The sequence below is a fragment of the Streptomyces sp. NBC_01669 genome, assembly GCF_026339735.1.
Taxonomy (GTDB): domain Bacteria; phylum Actinomycetota; class Actinomycetes; order Streptomycetales; family Streptomycetaceae; genus Streptomyces; species Streptomyces yanii.
The window spans coordinates 2394607-2415078 of the sequence record NZ_JAPEQG010000001.1; the positions used below are offsets into that span (position 1 = coordinate 2394607).

Sequence of the window (20472 nt, forward strand, 5' to 3'; positions counted from 1 at the left end):
CGAGGGCGAAGTGGCGAAGGTCCCATTCGTACCGGTCGCCCGCCCCTTGTCTGCGTCGTTGCACTTCGTATGGTTGAAACCGAGAAGTCTTGAGCTCCAGAAAGTCGTGCCCTCCGGAACGGAATCCTGCTGTGCCCCCCAATGGACCGATCCCCGCCTCCTGGCGTATCGCGCTGCCGCACTCGACGGCGGCAGTGCCGATCGCCCGCGCCCTGATCCGTACGGCGCTGACGGACATCGGCGCCTCGGCCGACTCCCTCGACACCGCGGAGCTCCTCACCTCCGAACTGGTCGCCAACGCCGTGGAGCACACCGCCGACGATCCGATCGAGCTGGTGGTGGAGATTCTGGAGACCGGCTGGCAGGTGGAGGTCCACGACCGCGACCCGGCTCCGCCGGGCGATCTCTCCCGGCCCGGTCCGGGCAGCGAACCGGACCCCTGGCAGGAGCACGGCCGGGGCCTGCTGCTCATCCGCACCCTCAGTTCGTCCTGCGGCCATCGCACGACGGAACACGGGAAGGCGGTCTGGTTCACCCTGCCGTCGCATCAGCCCCAGCACTAGTGCCGTGACCGGCGGGCGCTCTCAGAGCCGGTCCGTACCGGCCAGCCGGGACCGGCGTCGCCCGTAGCAGGCGTACACCGCCGCGCCGACCAGCAGGAAGACCGCGAACTGCACCCAGGTCGCCCAGCCCGTCCCGTACATCAGGTAGAGGCAGAAGCCGACGCCCAGGATCGGGCTGGCCGGATAGAGCGGCACCCGGAAGGAACGCTTCAGCGCGGGGTGGCTGCGGCGCAGCGCGATCACCGCGACATTGACCGCCACCATGGTGGCGAGCGTGCCGATGGTGGTCAGGTTCACCACCGCGTCGAGAGAGGCGAAGGCCGCCGGAACGGCAAAGACGGCGGCGACGATCCAGGTGTTGGCGACGGGCGTCGCGGTCCGCGGCGAGACGCGTTCGAAGACCCGCGGGACCAGGCCGTCGCGGGACATCGACATCAGGATGCGGGTCTGCCCGTACATCACCGCGAGCACGACGGACGCGATGGCGACGACCGCACCGAAGGCGATGATGCCGCCGCCGACGGTCGAGTCGGTGACCTGGTCGACGATCAGCGAGAGCGCGGCCGGCTTGTCGGAGACGGCGTCCGCGCCGAGTGCCCCGATGGCGGTGAGGGCGACCGCGCAGTAGAGCAGGGTGGCGACACCGATGCAGATCATGATCGCGATCGGGATGTTCCGGCGGGGGTTCCTGACCTCTTCGCCGGCCGTGGTGATGGCGTCGAAGCCGATGTACGAGAAGAACGCCAGCGAGGCGCCGGAGGTGATCCCGGCCACGCCGTGGGTGGCGAACGGCGAGAGGTGTCCTGCCTCGAACGCGGTGAACGCGATGGCACAGAAGGCGATCAGAATGCCGATCTTGAGGACGGCCATCGCGGCCGTGGCGCCCGCGCTCTCCCGGACGCCGCGCACCAACAGGGTGGCGGCCATCATGATCACCACGACGGCGGGGAGGTTGATCACACCGCCGTCGCCGGGCCCGGCGGACAGGGCGGCGGGCAGGTGCCAGCCGACGATGCTGTCCAGCAGCTCGTTGACGTACTGGCTCCAGCCGACCGCGACCGCGGAGACCGAGACGCCGTACTCCAGCAGCAGGCACCAGCCGACGAGGAACGCGGTGCGCTCGCCGAGGGTGGCGTAGGCGAAGGAGTAGGAGCTGCCGGAGACCGGGATCGCGCCGCCCAGCTCGGCGAAGGAGAACGCGGTGAAGATGCAGGTGATCGCGGCGAGGACGAAGGAGACGACGACGGCGGGACCGGCCTCGGCGACGCTGTCGGAGAGGCCGACGAAGATGCCGGTTCCGACGATGGCGCCGATGCCGAAGCACACGAGCTGGAAGAGCCCCATGGTGCGCTTGAGGCCGTGCCCCTCCAGGTCGGCGCCGGATTCGGCGACCAGCTGGGTGGGGCTCTTGATGCGCAGTTCCGGCCGGGGCGACAGGCTCTGCGGGCGGAGCGGACTCACGGGGATGATCTCTTCTCTGGTGGAGCATGTGGGGGGGTCGTGCGCGCGGAGCTGGTGGGGGCTCCGGTCGGCTCCGTGGGGGGAACGCGTCAGACACGACGATGGGGTTCGAGCCCGCGAGCTCGAACCCCACCAAGTGGAACCATCGTAACCAATTGCCTGCATGTTCACCCAATCGGGCGCATGTTCATACAGAACTCGGGCGGCGACCCGTCAGCCGACGGCCAGGGTCGCCACCAGGACGGCCTTGATCGTGTGCATCCGGTTCTCGGCCTCGTCGAAGACGATCGAGTGCGCGGACTCGAAGACCTCGTCGGTGACTTCCAGCTCGGTCAGCCCGTGGGCGGCATGGATCTCGCGGGCGACCTTGGTACCGAGGTCGTGGTAGGCCGGGAGGCAGTGCAGGAACTTCACATCGGCGTTCCCGGTGGCGTTCAGGACGTCCATGGTGACGGCGTACGGCGCGAGCGCCGTGATGCGCTCGGCCCAGACCTCCTTGGGCTCGCCCATGGAGACCCACACGTCGGTGGCGACGAAGTCGGCGCCGCGGACGCCCTCGGCGACATCCTCGGTGAGGGTGACGGTCGCACCGCTGGCCTCGGCGAGCTTGCGGGCCTGCGCGACGATCCCCTCGGCCGGCCAGTAGGGCTTCGGGGCGACGATCCGGACGTCCATGCCCAGCAGAGCGCCGGTGACCAGGTACGAGTTGCCCATGTTGAAGCGGGCGTCGCCGAGGTAGGCGAAGACGATCCGCTCCAGCGGCTTGTCGCTGTGCTCGGTCATCGTGAGGACATCGGCGAGCATCTGGGTCGGGTGCCAGTCGTCGGTGAGCCCGTTGAAGACGGGGACCCCGCCGTACGCCGCGAGCTCCTCGACGGCCGCCTGACTGTCACCGCGGTACTCGATGCCGTCGAACATCCGGCCCAGCACGCGGGCGGTGTCCTTCACCGACTCCTTGTGGCCCATCTGCGAGCCCGAGGGGTCGAGGTACGTGGTCGAGGCACCCTGGTCGGCGGCGGCGACCTCGAAGGCGCAGCGCGTGCGGGTCGAGGTCTTCTCGAAGATCAGCGCGATGTTCTTGCCGCGCAGCCGCTGCACCTCCGTGCCCGACTTCTTGGCTGCCTTGAGCTCGGCGGCCAGGTCGATCAGGCCGCGGAACTCCTCGGCCGTGAAGTCCAGCTCCTTGAGGAAGTGGCGGCCTGCGAGGTCTATGGCCATGGTGGCTGCTCCTGGGTCGGGCGAGGGTCGCGCGTACAGTTCCCTGGAAGTCTATACGAGAGAGCGCATTGCTATACAGGTCCGCCACCCTCCGTACTCCCGCGCGCTCCTGTGTTCGCCCATTCGGTCGCAGCACTAGACCGCATCGCGGACCACCGGGCAGCTCATGCAGCGGGGACCGCCCCTGCCCCGGCCGAGTTCGCTGCCGCGGATCTCTATGACCTCGATGCCCTGCTTGCGCAGATACGTGTTGGTGGTGGCGTTGCGCTCGTACGCGACAACGACGCCCGGCTCGACGGCCAGCACATTGCAGCCGTCGTCCCACTGCTCGCGCTCGGCCGCGTGCACGTCCTGGGTGGCCGTGAGGACCCGGATCGAGTCCAGCCCCAGCGCCGCCGCGATGGCCCGGTGCATGTGCTCGGGCGGATGGTCGGTGACCTTGAGCTCCCGCGGTCCGCTGCCGGGCTCGATGGTGTACGAGCGGAGCATGCCCAGCCCCGCGTACTGGGTGAACGTATCGCCGTCGACCATCGTCATCACCGTGTCGAGGTGCATGAACGCCCGCCTCTTGGGCATGTCGAGCGCCACGATCGTCCGGGCGGAACCTGCGTCGAACAGTCCGCGGGCCAGCATCTCCACCGCCTGCGGGGTGGTGCGCTCGCTCATCCCGATCAGGACGGCGCCCTGCCCGATGACCAGGACGTCGCCGCCCTCGATGGTGGACGGATAGTCGTCCTGCCCTTCGGACCAGTGGTGGAAGGCTCCCGCCTCGGAGCCGGTGAAGAGGGGGTGATGGCGGTAGATCGCCTCGAAGTGGACGGTCTCGCGCTGCCGGGCAGGCCAGCGCATCGCGTTGATGGACACCCCGTCGTATATCCAGGCGGAGGTGTCCCGGGTGAAGAGGTGGTTGGGCAGCGGACCGAGCAGGAAGTCGTCCAGGTCCATGACATGGAAGCGGACGGATGTCGGCTCGCTGTGCCGTTCCAGGAACTCCCGCTTCGTCATCCCGCCGACCAGCGCCTCGGCCAGCTCGGCGGTGGGCAGCTCCTCGAAGGCGGCCCGCAGGTGTTCGGTGGCGAGCGGGCCGTACTCCTTCTCGTCGAAGACCCGGTCGAGGACGAGCCGCTTGGCCACCGGGATGTCCAGGGACTCACGCAACAGATCGCCGAAGAGGTGCACCTCCACCCCGCGGTCGCGCAGGACGTCCGCGAAGCCGTCGTGCTCCTGCCGGGCGCGGCGCACCCACAGCACGTCATCGAAGAGGAGCGCGTCCTTGTTGCTGGGGGTGAGCCGCTTCAGTTCCAGATCGGGGCGGTGCAGGATGACGCGGCGCAGCCGCCCGGCCTCGGAGTCGACATGGAATCCCATGCCTCCATCCTCACCGCGCGGAGCGCCGTTCACCCGGCGAATCGCCACCTGGTTCGCCACCGAATGCGATGCCGGGTCCGGCATCGCATCCCGGCGCGTTCCGGCTGCGGTCAGAGCCTCGGGTCGACGGGCTCCGACTCCAGGGCGAGCACCGCGAACACCGCCTCGTGGACCCGCCACAGCGGCTCGCCCTCGGCCAGCCGGTCCAGGGCCTCGAGACCGAGCGCGTACTCACGGAGCGCCAGCGACCGCTTGTGGCCCAGGAACCTGGAGCGCAGCCGCTCCAGATTTTCCGGACGCGTGTACTCCGGGCCGTAGATGATCCGGAGGTACTCCCGGCCGCGCACCTTGATGCCCGGCTGGACCAGCCTGCCCTTCTCGTCCCGCACGAGCGCGGCAAGGGGTTTGACAACCATGCCTTCGCCACCGCCACCGGTCATCTCCAGCCACCAGTCGATGCCGACGCGGACCGATGCCTCGTCGCCGGTGTCGACGACGAGCCGCCGGGTGACCTGGAGCAGCCCCGTGGGGTCGTGCTCCACCAGCCGGTCGAGCCAGGCCAGCTGCTCGTCGTGCGGTACGGCGGCCAGCGAACGGCCCTGCACGGCGAGGATCTGGAACGGGGCGATCCGCACCCCGTCCAGGCCCTCGGTGGACCAGCAGTAGCGACGGTAGGCGTCGGTGAACGCCGCCGCGTCGGCCGTCCGGTCCTGCTGACGCGCAGCCAGGTCGGCGACGTCGACACCGCGGGCCGCCGCTGCCGCGAGTGCCGCGTCGACCTCGGGAAGTACGGCACCGGACGCGGCGCCGACCGCCGCGTACTGCGAGCGCAGCAGCCCGCCCGCCTTGAGGGACCAGGGCATCAGCTCGGCGTCGAGCAGCACCCAGTCGGTGTCCCACTCCTCCCACAGTCCTGCGGCGGCGACGGCCGTGCGCAGCCTGCCGAGGATCACCTCGGTCAGGGCGGCGTCGTCGAGGAACGGCCGTCCGGTGCGGGTGTGCAGCGCCCCGGTCGGGCCCTCGACCCCGAACCGCTCGCGGGCCGCGTCCGCGTCACGGCAGACCAGGGCCACCGCGCGCGAGCCCATGTGCTTCTCCTCGCACACGACCTGGGCGACCCCGTCGGCCCGGTACTGCGCGAAGGCCTCGGCGGGGTGCTCCAGGAAGCCCTCCTCGTGGGAGGTCGCGGTGGGCGCCATCGTCGGCGGGAGGTAGCCGAGCAGCCGCGGGTCGACGGCGAACCGGCTCATCACTTCCAGGGCCGCCGCGGCGTTCTCCTCGCGCACCGAGATGCGGCCCATGTGCCGGGTCTCCACGATCCGTCGGCCCTGCACATCGGCCAGGTCGAGCGGACGCCCCTCGCGGCCCCCGGGCGCCTCGGTGACGAGCGGTTTCGCGGGCTCGTACCAGACCTTCTCGGCCGGTACGTCGACGAGTTCGCGCTCCGGCCAGCGCAGCGCGGTCATCTTCCCGCCGAAGACCGCGCCCGTGTCCAGGCAGAGCGTGTTGTTGACCCAGGAGGTGCTGGGCACGGGGGTGTGGCCGTAGACCACGGCGGCGCGGCCGCGGTAGTCCTCCGCCCACGGGTAGCGCACCGGCAGGCCGAACTCGTCGGTCTCGCCGGTGGTGTCCCCGTACAGCGCGTGCGAGCGGACCCGTCCGGAAGTTCGCCCGTGGTACTTCTCGGGCAGCCCGGCGTGGCAGACGACCAGCTTCCCTTCGTCCAGCACGTAGTGACTGACGAGCCCGTCGATGAACTCCCGTACCTGCTCGCGGAAGGCCGGGTCCCTGGCGTCCTCGCGGTCCAGCTGCTCGATGGTCTCGGCGAGCCCATGGGTGTGCTGGACCTTGCGGCCCTTGAGGTAGCGGCCGAGCTTGTTCTCGTGGTTCCCCGGCACGCACAGGGCGTTGCCCGCCGCCACCATGGACATGACGCGGCGCAGCACGCCGGGGCTGTCGGGGCCGCGGTCGACGAGGTCGCCGACGAAGACCGCCGTGCGCCCTTCGGGGTGCGCGCCGTCGACGTAACCGAGCTTGCCGAGCAGGGTCTCCAGCTCGGAGCTGCAGCCGTGGATGTCACCGACGATGTCGAACGGCCCGGTGAGATGACGCAGGTCGTTGTAGCGGCGCTCCAGCACCACGTCGGCGTGGTCGACCTCTTCCTCGGTGCGCAGGATGTGCACCTTGCGGAACCCCTCGCGCTCCAGGCCGCGCAGCGAGCGGCGCAGCTCGCGGCGGTGGCGCTGGACGACATGGCGGGGCATGCCGGCGCGGTCGGGGCGGGTGGCGTTGCGCGCCTGGCAGACCTCTTCGGGCAGGTCGAGGACGATCGCGATGGGCAGCACGTCGTGGGTCCGGGCCAGCTGCACCAGCTGCCTGCGGCTCTCGGCCTGGACGTTGGTGGCGTCGACGACGGTCAGCCGTCCCGCGGCGAGCCGCTTGCCCGCGATGTAGTGCAGGATGTCGAAGGCGTCACCGCTCGCGCTCTGGTCGTTCTCGTCGTCTGCGACGAGGCCGCGGCAGAAGTCCGAGGAGATGATCTCGGTGGGTTTGAAGTGCTTGCGCGCGAACGTGGACTTGCCGGAACCGCTGGCCCCGATGAGCACGACGAGGGAGAGGTCGGTCACCGGCAGCGTGCGGTGCGCGTCGGTGCTCTTTTCGGTGTCGTTGTCGGTCATGCTGCCTTCGCCTCCTTCTTCTTCGTGTCGTCCTTCTTCGTGTCGTCCTCGGCGGTCTTCGTGAACACGGCCATCTGTGTGGGCGGCCCCACCTCGGGGTCGTCGGGTCCCACCGGCACGAAGCCGACTCCGTATCCGTGCCGCTGCGCCACTTCCTGCGCCCAGCCCCGGAACTCGGCCCTGGTCCATTCGAAGCGGTGGTCGCCGTGGCGCACGTGCCCGGCGGGGAGGCTCTCCCAGCGGACGTTGTACTCCACGTTCGGCGTCGTCACGAGCACCGTCTGCGGCCGGGCCGAGCCGAACACCGCGTACTCCAGCGCGGGCAGCCTCGGCAGGTCGAGGTGCTCGATGACCTCGCTGAGCACGGCCGCGTCATACCCGCCCAGCCGCTTGTCGGTGTACGTGAGCGAGCCCTGCCGCAGCGTGACGCGGCCGGCCTGCCGCTCGCCCATCCGGTCCAGCTTCAGCCGGCGCGAGGCGATGGTCAGGGCGCGCATCGAGACGTCGACGCCGACGATCTCCGTGAAGCGCACGTCCTTCAGCAGTGCCTGCACCAACTGACCCTGTCCGCAGCCGAGGTCAAGCACCCGGCTCGCCCCGGCGGCCCGCAGCGCCTCCAGGATCGCTTCACGCCGCTGCTCGGCGAGCGGCACCGGCTTCTCCTCGGTGTCCGTCGTCTCGTCCACGGCGTTGTCGACGCTCTCCACCGCCAGGTCGTCCAGCTCGGCGAGCCGTACCAGTTCGAGCCGTTCCATCGCCTGCCGGGTCAGCCCCCAGCGCCGGGAGAGATAGCGGCTGGTGATCAGCTTGTGCTCCGGGTGGTCGGCCAGCCAGCCGTCACCGGCCCGCAGCAGCTTGTCCACCTCGTCGGGCGCGACCCAGTAGTGCTTGGCGTCGTCGAGCACCGGCAGCAGGATGTACAGCTGCCGCAGCGCGTCCGCGAGCCGCAACTCGCCCTCCAGCACCAGTCGTACGTACCGCGAGTCGCCCCACTCCGGGAACTGCTCGTCCAGCGGTACGGCCACCGCGTCCACGCTCGTCCAGCCGAGCGGACCGAAAAGCTTCGTCACGAGCTCCGCGCCACCGTGCGCCGGGAGCGCGGGCACCTCGATCCTGAGCGACAGGGACGCCGCCGCGCGCTCGGGCAGGGCCCGGCACACGCCGTTCAGAGCGGACTTGAAGACGGTGCTCATCGCGACGGAGAGCAGCGAGGACGCCGCGTACGGCCGGTCGTTGACGTACTGCGCGAGCGCCGCGTCGGGAGCGCCGCCGCGACCCTTGCCCTTGCCCCGGCGCACGAGCGCCACGGGATCCACCTGCAGCAGCAGGGCGGCCGTGCAGCGCTCGGCGGATGCCTCGGGATAGAAGACATGCGCGGTGCCGTGGGAGGTGGAGAACGTCTGCGCCTTCTCGGGATGCTTGTGCAGCAGGAAGCCGAGGTCGGTCGCGGGGCGCTCAGGGGTGCCGGTCGTACTGATGGTCAGGAACACACGTCCGAGTATGGTCTGGATCACCGCCCCCGACCAGGCATTTTCGTGGTGCCTACGGTTCTGTCGCCCCTCCCGTCCCACGGTCCGTGCCACACGCCGACCCGCTCCCTGACCCCCGCGCCGTCCGTCCCGCCGCGATCAGCCCGGCCAGTTCCGCGATCGGTCCGGGCCCGACCCGGCAGCAGCCGCCGACCAGCCGCGCACCGGCCTCCTGCCAGCCCCGCACCCGGCGAGGGTCGAACGTGGCACCACCGGTCCATCCCCGGCCCTCGGCGTCCCACTGCTCCCCGCTGTTCGGGTAGACGACGACCGGTTTCCCGGTCATCTCGGCCGCCGTCACCACCGCCCGGTCCGCGTCCGCCGGATCGCAGCAGTTCACCCCCACGGCCACCACCCGGTCATGCCCGGCGGCGAGCCCGAACGCCGTCTCCAGCGGCTGCCCCGCCCGGGTCCGGTCGCCCGCCACGCTGTACGAGAGCCAGACCGACAGCCCGTAGTCGTCGACCACCCGCAGCAGCGCCTCGGCCTCATCGGTGTCCGGCACCGTCTCCAGCGCCAGCACATCGGGACCGGCGGCGGCCAGCGCCTCGATCCGGGGCCGGTGGAAGCGCTCCAGCTCCCGCACCGAGAGCCCGTACCGCCCGCGGTACTCACTGCCGTCCGCGAGCATCGCCCCGTACGGACCGACGGAGCCCGCGACCCAGACCTCCCGGTCCGCCGCGGCACCGGCCCGCCGGGCCAGCTCCACGCTGGAGGCGAAGAGCTCCGTCGCCCGGTCCCGGCCGATCCCCCGCCGCGCGAAACCCTCGTACGTCGCCTGGTAGCCGGAGGTGATGAGCACCTGCGCCCCCGCCCGCACATACGCCCGGTGCGCGGCCTCGATCTGCCGTGGCTCGTCGACCAGCAAGCGGGCCGACCACAGTTCGTCGGACAGGTCGCAGCCCTGCGCCTCCAGTTGGTTGGAGAGACCGCCGTCGAGGAGGACGATTCCTTCGGCGAGCGCGGCGGCCAGCGGGCGGGCGGGTTGCACAGCTGCTCACTTCCCTCCGGTCGACCACCTGCACAGGTGCGTGCGTGGGCCGCGGCGATACGGTCCTCGTCGGCCGGGGACCGCAGGAGGCCCGGATCCCACGACAGCCGGACGCGATCGCCACCAGGGCGTTCTGCATGTCGGTGACGAGGAGCGCACAGGTGTGTGTATGACCCACGGTAGCGGTCCTTCTCCGGGCAGCGAGGTGATCGCGGAGAAACGGCCTGAGTACGCCTGAGTACCGTGCCCTCCGCACGCCGTGATGCGCGTGCGACAGCGGTTCGAGGCGAGTCCGTGAGTACACCACGGGCATGATGGATGCATGGATCTTCGTGTCTTCACAGAACCGCAGCAAGGGGCGACCTACGAGACGCTGCTCCGCGTCGCCAAGGCAGCCGAGGAACTCGACTACGGAGCTTTCTTCCGCTCGGATCACTATCTGCACATGGGAGCCGTGGACGGCCTCCCAGGACCTACTGACGCCTGGATCACGCTTGCCGGTCTCGCGCGCGAGACGACGCGGATCCGCCTCGGAACACTCATGACCGCCGGCACCTTCCGCCTCCCCGGTGTCCTCGCGATCCAGGTTGCGCAGGTCGACCAGATGTCCGGCGGACGGGTGGAGCTGGGTCTCGGCTCCGGCTGGTACGCGGAAGAGCACGCGGCCTACGGCATCCCGTTTCCCAAGGAGAAGTTCGGGCGCCTGGAGGAGCAGCTCGCGGTCGTCACCGGGCTGTGGAACACCCCCGTCGGTGAGCGATTCGACTTCGACGGGACGTACTACCAGCTTTCGGACTCCCCCGCGCTGCCCAAGCCGGCCCAGGCCAGGGTGCCTGTCCTGATCGGCGGTCACGGAGCCAGGAGGACACCCGCTCTTGCCGCTCAGTACGCCGACGAGTTCAACATTCCGTTTGCGTCCCTTGCCGACACGGAGCAGCAGTTCAAGCGCGTGCGTGCGGCGGCTGAATCCTGCGGGCGCAGGGCGGACGACCTCGTCTACTCCAACGCCCTCGTCGCCTGTGTCGGCAAGACCGACGCGGAGGTGAAGCGCCGGGCGGAAGCCATCGGCCGCGACGTCGACGAGCTGAAGGCAAACGGTCTTGCCGGGTCTCCCGCAGAGGTAGTCGAGCGCATCTCGGCGTTCCGGGCCGTCGGCTCACAGCGGATGTACCTGCAGATGCTGGACCTTGACGACCTGGACCACTTGGAATTGATCGCGTCCGACGTGATGCCGCAACTCTCGTAGCGAGCCACAGTGGGAAGTCGTGGGGGCCTGTTGACCGACGCGGCCGACCGACGCGGTCCTTGCCTCAACCTGCAGATGAGTGCGCCGGTCGACCTGTGACGGGTGAGGTTCGGCCGCGGGGGCGGTCCGCTGTTCGCGCTGCCCCCGCCCCGGAATCCGGCGGCCCGTCCGCGGCCACCCCGACCCGTCAACTCACCCCCGGGGGAAGGGCGATGCTGCCGCCGAACACTCCACGGTTCTCCTCGCTCACGTCCTGGGTGTACGTGATGTTCTGCCCGCCGTTCGGAATCAGGAAGGCGAACCGGAACGCGTGGGCTTCCACCTTCCCCGTCCTGGCATCAAGCGTCAGCGTCTCGGTCAGCCGGGACAGGGTGACCTGAGACTTGTCCACCGCCACGCCGGCCCCTCGGAGCTGGTCGAGGACGGGCTCCATCTCCCGTACGGCGGACTTCACATAGGCACGGTCCTGCACCTCGGGCACCTTGCGCGGCGAGGCCACCCGCACCTGGAGCCGCACCTTGCCGTGACTGTCCGCCTCGGTGAGGGTGACGCCCCCCTGCTTCAGGTAGGTCCGGAACGTCTGGATGACAGCGACGGGATCCTCGACCTTGTTCGCGATCACCGGATCAGTGAGGGCCCCCTGCTTCCAGGCGCCTGCGTCGCCCTCCTTCACGTACCCCGTACCGCCGACGACGAAGACCTCTTCGGGCTTGCGCTGCCCTTTACTGCTGATGATGACCCCATGCGACTGGAGCGCCTCGGGATCACTGGTGAGCCGCACGGTGGCCGTATAGGACGCATTGCTGGGCTGCTGCCCTTGCAGGGTGAGCCCTTCCTGCCCGCGCACGGCGAAGGTCCATCCGTGCTGCGCCGCCATGGCCTTTTCGGCGAGGTCGAGAAAGTCGCCGGGGGTCTCGGGCGAGGCGGGCGCCTTCTCCGATGCAGCCGCAGCCGCGGATGCGGATGCCGCTGCCGACTTCGCCGCGGCCGGCTGCCCATCCTCCCCGCCCACGACGGAGCAGCCAACGGCCGCAAAACAAAGGGGCGCAACCACCCCGACAAGCCCGACCCGCCTCTTCATCTACGTACCCCTCCTCCGGCCCCCCGCCTGACGTGGGGTTACGAGGCGCGGACTATATAGCAAGGCACGCCACTCGGTCGCGGCAGCGGACAATCCGCCCATTCGGATGGGCAGCCACGAGGGCCACCGGGCGGGAATGGCGTCAGACGCGCACACTGTGCCGGGGGTCCCCGCGGCCACATGCCAGAGCGCCATCGACGACCAGGGCCGTCCGGCTCACGGGTGGACGCAGCATGTGTCGCGTCCACCCGTGGTGTTGTGGCGTTCGAAGGTCAGCACGCCCTGTCATGAGGGAACGCGGAGTAGGTCCAGCTCCAGCCTCATTCTCGCGCCGTCACAACGGGCCCGCCGCCGAGCCCGCCGGTCCGCGCACCGCACCGTACGCACCGTCCCGCTCCCGCTGCCGGTCCTGCTCCCGGTCCTGCTCGGCGAGGAGCCGGAGCATGCTGTGCACCCGGTCCAGCGCCTCGTCGGCCGCATCGATCGCCTCGATGCACTGCCAGTAGAGGCTCTCCTCGCCGGTGTCGCAGGCCACCGCGACGAGAGCCATCCCCATCTCCCCCAGCAGCGCGCCGAGACCGGTCAGTGCCGCCCGGGGATCGGCAACCTCGGCAAGCTGCGCCGCCCGCGCCGTGCCGGTCCGCACCACCGGATGGTCCGGCGCCCCGCCGCCGCTTCCCCCGATCTCGCCGAGCCCCCGTGCCTCGCCCCGCAGCGCCTTCGGCCCGTGGGCCGCCAGGTGCTCGCCGATCGCCTGGGCCAGCGCCTGGACCTGCCAGGCCTCCGCCATGATGGACGGCGCGCCCCGGCTTTGCGCCAGAGCCCGCCGACTTACCTCTATGAGCCGCTCCGCTTCCATACGTCGCCCCCGTCCGAACGAAAACCCGCTCACCTCATCCATTACCCACAGTGAAGGGAGCGGTACCGAAAGGCCAGGGGATTTCGGAAATCTGTGGACACGAAATCGACTGTGGAGAAGTCGATCACTCCGAAGAGTGACGATCTTGAGGCTCTGGAGGCTTCGGAACCGGGAAGCGCGCTTCGTTCCTGTCGATCTTCTCCGCCAGCGCCGCCAGCGCATCGATGCCCAGCACCTCGCAGAACTGCAGCAGATACGCGAGCACATCCGCGACTTCGTCCGCCACCCGATGCGCCGTCTCGGGCACCTCCATCACCTGCGCGGACTGCTCCGGCGTCAGCCACTGGAAGATCTCGACCAGTTCGGACGCCTCGACGCTGAGCGCCGCCGCCAGGTTCTTCGGGGTGTGGTACTGCTCCCAGTCACGGGCGGCCGCGAACGCGGCGAGCCGTCGCTGCAGTGTCTGTACATCGAGTCCGTTCACGGTCCCAGGTCTACCACCGTCGCACCGGCCGTCCCACGGGCCCGTGCGGTGGCCGCCTCGGCGACCGTCCCCACCAGCCTGAGGTGCCCGGTCGAGCCGACCGACGCGGCCAGGGCCAGCAGTTCCGCCACCTGCCGTCCGTCCAGGTCCCGGTCCAGCCCGTCGACCAGGACGGTGAGCGTCTGCATGGCCGACGGCACCTCCGCCGCGGCGTCCATGGCCAGCACCCCCGGGCCGGTGAGCAGGACCAGGGCGAGCGCCAGATACCTCAACTCGCTGTCGCCGAGCCGCCCGACCGGGGTGAGGTGACCGCCGTCGCGCTCCACCACGGCGCGCAGCAACCCGTCCGGGAGCCGCTCGACGCCCAGCCCCCTCACCGTCCCCGCGCATCCGGCAGCGGCCGCCGCCACCAGCCGGGCATGCCGCTGTCCGCACTGGGTGTGTGTCCGTTCCAGTACCGCCGCGAGGTTGTCGCAGTCCCGGCGCAACCGGCCTTCCCCGCCGGGCACCGGCGCCCGCATCCGCTGCGGCTGCGGTTCGCAGACGAAGACGGAGCGCAGGGCCACGACCATCTGTTCGGCGGCGGCGAGGACCCGTAACTGTCCCTCGGTCGTGCCCGCGACCCGCAGCGGCAGCAGCGCCGTGCCGAGCAGGTCGTCCGGCAGTGGCGCCCGGGTCACCGGGACGGTGCCGGCCGTGTGCCAGGCCGCCTGGACCGTCGAGCCCCTGGGGTCACGCAGCGCAGTGGTCAGCAGCGTCTCGCCGCCGCCGGTCAGCCATTCGCCGACGATCCGAAGGGCGGGCTCGGCCTGCACGGCCAGGTCGAGCCGGACCGGTCCTGCCGGGCCGGTCGCGGTGCAGCCGATCCGGAAGCCGCGGCGCCCCTGGGTGTCGGGACCGGCCCGTTCGGGTACGTACGCATCCGGGTCCGGGAACACCTCGTCGAGCGGGTCGCCCGCGCCCAGCCGGGCCAGCGCCTCGTACGCCCGCAGCGCGCTGGACTTCCCACTGCCACCGGCCCCCGCGAGCAGCGTGAGCGGGCCCACCGGGAGGACGGTGCCACGGTGCGAGGCGAAGGCGGAGAGCCGCAGTTCGGTGACGACGGGGCCGGCGGAACGGACCGCACTGTTTCGGGGAGGTTCGGTTCGGACAGCCTCGGTTCGGGCTTCTCGGGCGGCTGATGCCTCTGGGGTCGCCCACGGGTTTTCCGGGCAGCGTGCAGTCATGAGCGGACCGTACGCACGCCGTCGACCGGCGAACCGTTCCGCCCGCGCGACCTTCCTACGATCGGGGGACGCCCGCGGCCGCGACCCCTTCGACCTCCATGCCGGCCGGCGACAGAAGAAACACGTTCCGGTCGACGCGGTGCATTCCGCTGCCGAGCCCGAAGACCACACCGCTGGTGAAGTCCAGGATCCGCTTGGCCACATCGGTCTCGGCACTGGTCAGATCGAGCAGGACCGGGATCTGTGCGACCAGATACTCGGCCACCTCGCGCGCGTCCGCGAAGACCTGCACCCGCAGCACGACCATGCGGCGCTGTTCGACGGTCTCGTGGTCGTCGGGGACCGCGCGGTGGTCGACCCGTGACGGCCATTCGTTGCGGCTGCGCAGCGGTACGACCTGGGCCAGTCCCTCCCACTGCTCGTCCGTGACGTCATACCTGTCGTACCTGCTCACCGGACCACCCCGTCTGTGCTTCGGTCGGCGTTGCGCCGGCTGCGCTCGCTGTTCATCGGGCAATTCTCGCGCCCCTCACCCGTTCGGCGTACCACCGACACGGGTCATCGGCTGATCGACACCTCCGACGGGGCCGAGAGCGCCGTGTCGCCGGTCACGTCGAGCGGGGTGAAACGGACCGGGAGATGTACCAGTGCGCGGTGGAACGGACCTGGTCGCCACATCAGTTCACTCGCCGTAACAGCCAGTTCCGCATCGCACAGCTGGCTGGTCAGCTGCTCGATCGCGGTCATCGCGATGAGCAGTGCCGGCTGCTTCGCGGGGCACCGGTGCGGCCCCGCCGACCAGGACAGATGGGCGCTGCCTCCGGAGCGCACGCCGGGGTCCGAAGGGGCGGGCGGGGACTGGGTGTTGGCCCCGGCGAAGGAGACCAGGAGCAGCTGCCCGGCGCGCAGCTGGACGCCGTGGAACTCGGTGTCGTGGCGGGGGTAGTGGGCGGCGAAATTGGCCAGCGGCGGGTCCTGCCACAGGACTTCGTTGATCGCCTCGTGGGCCGTCATCGCTCCGCCGTGCAGCGAGCCGGCGTAGCGCGTGTCGGTGAGCATGTGCAGCAGCGCGTTACCGATCAGGTTGGTCGTCGGGTCGTGGCCCGCGCTCATGACCAGAGTGATCTGACGCACAGTCTCGTCGTTGTCGAGACCGGCCGGGTGGCCGAGGAAGTACGAGGTGAGGTCGCGGCGGGGGCGGGCACGCCGTTCGGCGACCAGCTCGGTGACCACGGTGACGAGGTCGGCGTACGCGGCGGCGGAGTCCTCGGCGGAGTTGAACATGCCGCCGATGCCGTCGACGATCCGTTCGCTGTCCTCGGGCGGTACGCCGAACCAGGTGGTGAAGACGTGCAGCGGAAGCCGTCGGGCGTACTGGGCGACGAGGTCGCCGCTGCCGGTGGCGGCGAACTCCCGGATGAGCTGCCGGGCGACCCGGGCGACCTCGGCCCGCAGGACGTGCGGTTCGATCAGGGCCAGGCTGTCGTTGATCGTGTCGCGGTAGCGGGCATGCACGTCGCCGTCGCTGAAGAGTGCGGTGGGCCGGTAGCCGAGCATGGGCAGGACCGGTGAGTCGGCGGGAACGGTGGCCTGCCAGGCGCGGGGGTCCTTGGTGAAGGTGTGGGTGTCGCGGAGCAGGTCGACGGCCGCCTGGTAGTCGGTGACCAGAAGGGCGTCGATGCCCGGGGCGATCCGGACGGGGGCGAGCGGGCCGTGTGCGCGCAGCTGCCGGTAGTGGCTGTGCGGGTCGGCGGCGAAGTCGGGGCCGTACAGCGCGAGCGGCTGCGGCGGCTGTACGGAGCGGGCCGGGCGCGCGGAGTGGGCGGGGGACGTCATGACGGGTCCTGAGGCTGGGGCAGACGGGTCAGCACGTGCTCGGCGAGGGCGATCAGGGCGTCGATGCTGCCGCGGCGTTCGCGGGCGTCGCACTGGAGCAGCGGGGTGTCGGGGTGGAGGTCGAGGTGCTTGCGCAGGACCTCGTCGGTGTGGGCGGGGGCGTCGGGGAAGCGGTTGACGGCGACGGCGTACGGCAATCCCTGCTCCTCGACCATGTCCATGACGGCGAAGGAGTCGCCGAGCCGGCGGGTGTCGACGAGGACGAGGGCGCCGAGGGCGCCGCGGGCGATGTCCTCCCAGAGCGGGAGGAAGCGTTCCTGTCCAGGGGTGCCGAACATGTAGAGCACCAGGTCGTCCTGGACGGTCAGCCGGCCGAAGTCGACGGCGACCGTGGTGGTCGTCTTGTCCGGCAGCCCGGCGGTGTCGTCCAGCCGGGTGCTGGACTGGGTCATCGCCTCTTCGGTGTGGAGCGTGGGTATCTCCGACAGCGTACGGATCAGGGTTGTCTTGCCCACGCCGAAGGGACCCGTGACCACGAGCTTCATCAGGGTCTGGGCGGCAGGCGGCAGATAGCCGATGCCGGTCCGGTCAGTGGAGGGAGCGGAGTCCAACGAGCAGCCTCTCGACGAGCGACCGGTCGGTCCCCCCGGCACTGGGGATCGGCGGTCGGGTGTGCAGGTGTCCGGAGGCCGCGAGATCCGTGGCCAGGAAGACGGTGGCGCTGACCGGGAGGTCCAGGTGGGCCGCGCATTCGACGACGGTGAGCGCGCCCGGTTCCAGCAGCTCGCACAGCCTGCGCTGTTCCGAGCCGGTGTCCGGCGCCAGGGCCGTGTCGGTGCGTACGAGCACGGCGAGCCGGTCGAGTGCGGGTCCGGTCGGCCGGGTCCGGCCACCGGTGACCAGATAGGCGGGGATCAGGCGGCGTCCTGGGCCGGCGCTCATGGCCGGGCGGCGGTGTCCGGTTGGCGGGCGGGTGCGTTCATCGCCCGGGTCAGCGCGTTGACCTGCACCTGCATCTGGTACGCGATGTCGCCCAGCCTGGCCCCGGGTTCGGCGAACAGGGCGAGCGTGGTGTTCTTCCCTGCCGGTACGACGATGGCGAAGCCCTGGTCGGACTCGACCACCGTCTGGGCCAGCCGCGGGGTCTCGACATCGGTGAACGCGGTGGTGAAGGCGCGGGCCGCGGCGTGCAGGGTGGCGGTCATGGCGGCGACCCGCTCGCCGGACGCCCGGTCCAGGCCGGGCGAGGCTCCTTCGACGAGCCCGTCGCCGGTGGCGACCACGGCGTGCTGCACTCCGGGCAGTTCCAGCAGAGGGGTCAGCACCCATGCGAGGTCACCGGTGGTGGGGGTAGGGGTGCTGCTCACGTCTCGTCGTCTCCTTCGTCGTTCCTGGCGTTCCGGGCGTTCGGGTCTTCGTCGTGCTCCGATGCCGGTGGGGCGGCCGGGGCGGGGGCGCTCCGGCCGCTGAGGGTGCCCTGCTGGAGCGCCGCCCAGGACGCCTCGGCCTGTTCGGGGGTACGGGGCGCCGGTGGGCCGGCCGGGGGCACCGGGGCCGCGGGCGTGGACCGTACCCCTGCCGGGCGGGGCGCTCGGCGGCGCCGGCTGGGCAGCTCGGTGCGTACCTCGACGGCGGGCTCCGGCTCGGCCGCAGCGGGGGCCGTGGGCTCGGCGGTGGCCGGCGCCGCAGTGTGCGCGTGCACCGGTTTCGGGGCGAGGGCGGAGAGGCTGGGGTCGTCCTGCAGCACCGTCAGGAGGTGGGCGGGCACTCTCAGAATCGTCCGCATCCCGCCGAAGGGTGACGCCTCGATGTGGCAGCTGAAGCCGTACTGCACGACCAGCCGGCCGACGACGGCGAAGCCGGTCTGCGGCGGATCGCCCAGCTCGGTCAGGAGGACTTCGGACGGGCCCGCCAGCAGGGCTCGGGCTCGTTCCAGCGCGTCGTCGTCCATGCCGATGCCCGCGTCGTCGATCACCAGGAAGGCGCCGCGGCCGCCACTCTGCTGGACCGTCACCTGGACGTCGGTGTCGGGGTGCGAGTAGGCGGTGGCGTTGGCCAGCAGCTCCGCGAGGGCGATCGCGAGCGGTTCGGCGGCGCGGGCGACGACGGCGAGCCACTCGTCGCGCAGATGGTTGGCGACCTTGATCCGTTCGTAGCCCGCGACCCGGGACTGGGCGCCGAGCACGATCTCGACGAGCGGCGAGTTCTGCCGGGCCAGCCCCGGCCAGGCGTCGCAGAGCACCGCGGTGGCCTGGGTGCGGCGCAGCGCCAGTTCGTTGCGGAAGTCCAACTGCAGGATCCGCGGGTCGTCGTACTCGTGCTGGAGTTCGTGCAGCAGCTGCTGGGACTGGTTGAGCAGCGACTGGATCTTGGCGGAGGTGCCGCGCATCGCCGCGCGTGCGGCCGCGTCGACGCGCTGCCGCTCCTCGACGACCGCCGCGCGTGCGGCCTGCACCGCCTCGGTCAGGAGAGTCGCGGATCCGCCGTCGATCTCGGCCGCCTCCCGCAGTCCGGGGACCGGCGCGCTGGGGTGGGAGAGGGCGAGCGCGGCGGCGGGTATCCGCTTCCGGGCGAGCTGCCGGATCTCATCGGTGAGGGCGACGGTACGGGCATCGGCCGCCTTCGCCTGGCGTTCGGCCAGCTCGGCGCGGGCCCACGCCACATGGGCGTCCCGGGCCGCGTTCTGGGAGCGGACCACGGCCACCACGGCGGTGACGACGGCTGCCAGCGCCACGATCCATGCCATGCCGTCACCGTATTTCTGTGGTCGGGTCGGACTCCCCGCCCGGGCGGCGGAAGATCCGGATGTCACCCCTCGTGGTCTGCCGTCCCACGGGACTGCTCCACTTCTTGAGCGACGACGGCGACATCGGTCATCACCTGGAGCACGCCGGGCAGTTTCGAGCCGTCGAGCTGCCGGTACTCGCTGCCGATCGTCACCACAAGGCGTTCGGCCAGGCCGAGTTCGGGGTGGCGCCCCTCGGCGATCACCCGGCGGGCCGCCTCCAGTGCGGGCACCCCGGCCGCGTGGAGGGCGTGGGCGCGCTCCCGTACGTGTTCGAGGTAGCCGATGTGCGCGCGCACGCCGGCCGGGTCGAGGACCGGACCGTGGCCCGGGACGATGGTCTCGGCGCCGGTGGCCAGCACCTGTTCGCAGGCGGCGATCACGTGGGAGAGGGGGCCCGCCCAGTGCACCGGATGGTCGCCCGGCTGCTCCGGCGTGGAGGCGAAGATGACGTCGCCGCTGAACACGGTCTGCTGCGCGGGCAGGTACACGATCAGGTCGCCCGTGGTGTGGGCGGGGGGCAGGGCCGTCACCTGGACGGGGTACTCCCCCAGGGTCAGTTCGAGTTCGCCGGTGAAGTACGTGGTCGGCTGCACGGGTTCGGTCCGTGACCAGTCGAACGGGCCGAAGTGGCGCTTGAGGTACTCACCGAGCGCGGTGGCCGGATCGCTTCCCTGGACGAGGGCGTGCTGCTGCTTCGGGGTGGGTTCGTAGTGAATGTGTTCCCGGGCCTCGCGGGTCGCGATGATCTCCGCGTCCGGGAGTACGCCCGCGCCCCAGAAGTGGTCCCCGTTGGCGTGGGTGACGATCACCCGGTCGATGGCGGCCCCGTCGGGCAGCCGCTTCGTGGACTCCGCCAGGAACTGGCCGGCGAGCACGGGGTCGTACGGGGTGTCGATCCAGATCGCGCCACGCGTTGACGTCAGGAGGCCGCAGTTCGCGAGGCCCCAGCCCCGTTTCGGCGGGAGCCATGCGTACAGGTCCCGGCCCAGCTCGACGAAGTCTCCGCCCGTGATCGACATGGACGCGATTATGCCGACCGCGAACCTGCAACGCGTTCGAACTCGGCCACCGAGGGTTCCGTTTGGCGCAAAGTCACCCCTTGCTCGCACCGGTCGCGGTGCGGCGGTGACGGTACGGGACCGGG

The 20472-nt window shown here is 70.8% G+C and carries 19 protein-coding genes; 2 read left to right on the forward strand and 17 right to left on the reverse strand.

Going from position 1 to position 20472, the window contains the following annotated elements; all coding sequences use genetic code 11:
* The first annotated feature begins 131 nt into the window (after positions 1–131).
* Positions 132–563, forward strand: a complete 432-nt coding sequence (locus OG972_RS10485; protein ID WP_266980391.1) for an ATP-binding protein — start codon at positions 132–134, stop codon at positions 561–563.
* A gap of 21 nt (positions 564–584) precedes the next feature.
* On the opposite strand, the gene OG972_RS10490 is transcribed toward OG972_RS10485, so the two are convergent.
* The 6 genes from OG972_RS10490 to mmuM form a co-directional block, all read right to left on the reverse strand.
* Positions 585–2024 (reverse strand): amino acid permease, encoded by a 1440-nt coding sequence (locus tag OG972_RS10490; RefSeq protein ID WP_266980392.1) that lies wholly within the window; start codon positions 2022–2024, stop codon positions 585–587.
* 213 nt (positions 2025–2237) lie between these two features.
* On the reverse strand, positions 2238–3242 hold the full coding sequence (gene argF, locus OG972_RS10495; protein WP_266980393.1) for an ornithine carbamoyltransferase: 1005 nt from the start codon (positions 3240–3242) through the stop codon (positions 2238–2240).
* 135 nt (positions 3243–3377) lie between these two features.
* The gene (locus OG972_RS10500) at positions 3378–4610 is read right to left on the reverse strand and encodes an arginine deiminase (RefSeq protein WP_266980394.1); all 1233 of its coding nucleotides are present in this window, start codon (positions 4608–4610) and stop codon (positions 3378–3380) included.
* A 110-nt stretch (positions 4611–4720) separates the two neighbouring features.
* Complete coding sequence (locus tag OG972_RS10505; RefSeq protein ID WP_266980396.1) at positions 4721–7288, reverse strand: polynucleotide kinase-phosphatase; 2568 nt, start codon at positions 7286–7288, stop codon at positions 4721–4723.
* Positions 7285–8778: a 3' terminal RNA ribose 2'-O-methyltransferase Hen1 gene (locus tag OG972_RS10510; protein WP_266980398.1), complete on the reverse strand. Its 1494-nt coding sequence runs from the start codon at positions 8776–8778 to the stop codon at positions 7285–7287. The genes OG972_RS10505 and OG972_RS10510 overlap by 4 nt, the downstream gene beginning before the upstream one ends.
* Before the next feature lie 52 nt (positions 8779–8830).
* Complete coding sequence (gene mmuM, locus OG972_RS10515; RefSeq protein ID WP_266980400.1) at positions 8831–9808, reverse strand: homocysteine S-methyltransferase; 978 nt, start codon at positions 9806–9808, stop codon at positions 8831–8833.
* A 322-nt stretch (positions 9809–10130) separates the two neighbouring features.
* Here mmuM and OG972_RS10520 point away from each other — a divergent pair, with 322 nt between their 5' ends.
* Positions 10131–11054, forward strand: a complete 924-nt coding sequence (locus tag OG972_RS10520; protein WP_266980401.1) for an LLM class F420-dependent oxidoreductase — start codon at positions 10131–10133, stop codon at positions 11052–11054.
* Positions 11055–11241: 187 nt separating this feature from the next.
* On the opposite strand, the gene OG972_RS10525 is transcribed toward OG972_RS10520, so the two are convergent.
* From OG972_RS10525 to OG972_RS10575, 11 genes are all read right to left on the reverse strand, one after another.
* Entirely contained in the window at positions 11242–12066 is an 825-nt protein-coding gene (locus tag OG972_RS10525; RefSeq protein ID WP_266980403.1) for a hypothetical protein, read from the reverse strand.
* Positions 12067–12469: 403 nt separating this feature from the next.
* Complete coding sequence (locus OG972_RS10530; RefSeq protein ID WP_266990390.1) at positions 12470–12994, reverse strand: DUF6099 family protein; 525 nt, start codon at positions 12992–12994, stop codon at positions 12470–12472.
* Between the two features lie 124 nt (positions 12995–13118).
* Complete coding sequence (locus tag OG972_RS10535; RefSeq protein ID WP_266980405.1) at positions 13119–13478, reverse strand: nucleotide pyrophosphohydrolase; 360 nt, start codon at positions 13476–13478, stop codon at positions 13119–13121.
* Positions 13475–14704 carry an AAA family ATPase gene (locus tag OG972_RS10540; protein ID WP_266980407.1) on the reverse strand — a complete coding sequence of 410 codons (1230 nt, stop codon included), beginning with the start codon at positions 14702–14704 and terminating at the stop codon, positions 13475–13477. The genes OG972_RS10535 and OG972_RS10540 overlap by 4 nt, the downstream gene beginning before the upstream one ends.
* Positions 14705–14759: 55 nt before the next feature.
* Complete coding sequence (locus OG972_RS10545; protein ID WP_266980409.1) at positions 14760–15158, reverse strand: cell division protein SepF; 399 nt, start codon at positions 15156–15158, stop codon at positions 14760–14762.
* A 104-nt stretch (positions 15159–15262) separates the two neighbouring features.
* Positions 15263–16540, reverse strand: a complete 1278-nt coding sequence (locus OG972_RS10550) for a cytochrome P450 (protein WP_266980411.1) — start codon at positions 16538–16540, stop codon at positions 15263–15265.
* Entirely contained in the window at positions 16537–17151 is a 615-nt protein-coding gene (locus tag OG972_RS10555) for an ATP/GTP-binding protein (RefSeq protein ID WP_266980413.1), read from the reverse strand. Before OG972_RS10555 ends, OG972_RS10550 begins: the two co-directional genes overlap by 4 nt.
* Positions 17129–17482: a DUF742 domain-containing protein gene (locus OG972_RS10560; RefSeq protein ID WP_266980415.1), complete on the reverse strand. Its 354-nt coding sequence runs from the start codon at positions 17480–17482 to the stop codon at positions 17129–17131. Before OG972_RS10560 ends, OG972_RS10555 begins: the two co-directional genes overlap by 23 nt.
* Positions 17479–17907 (reverse strand): roadblock/LC7 domain-containing protein, encoded by a 429-nt coding sequence (locus tag OG972_RS10565; RefSeq protein WP_266980417.1) that lies wholly within the window; start codon positions 17905–17907, stop codon positions 17479–17481. The genes OG972_RS10560 and OG972_RS10565 overlap by 4 nt, the downstream gene beginning before the upstream one ends.
* Entirely contained in the window at positions 17904–19286 is a 1383-nt protein-coding gene (locus OG972_RS10570) for an ATP-binding protein (protein ID WP_266980419.1), read from the reverse strand. The genes OG972_RS10565 and OG972_RS10570 overlap by 4 nt, the downstream gene beginning before the upstream one ends.
* Before the next feature lie 62 nt (positions 19287–19348).
* Positions 19349–20347 carry an MBL fold metallo-hydrolase gene (locus OG972_RS10575; protein WP_266980421.1) on the reverse strand — a complete coding sequence of 333 codons (999 nt, stop codon included), beginning with the start codon at positions 20345–20347 and terminating at the stop codon, positions 19349–19351.
* Positions 20348–20472 lie beyond the last annotated feature (125 nt).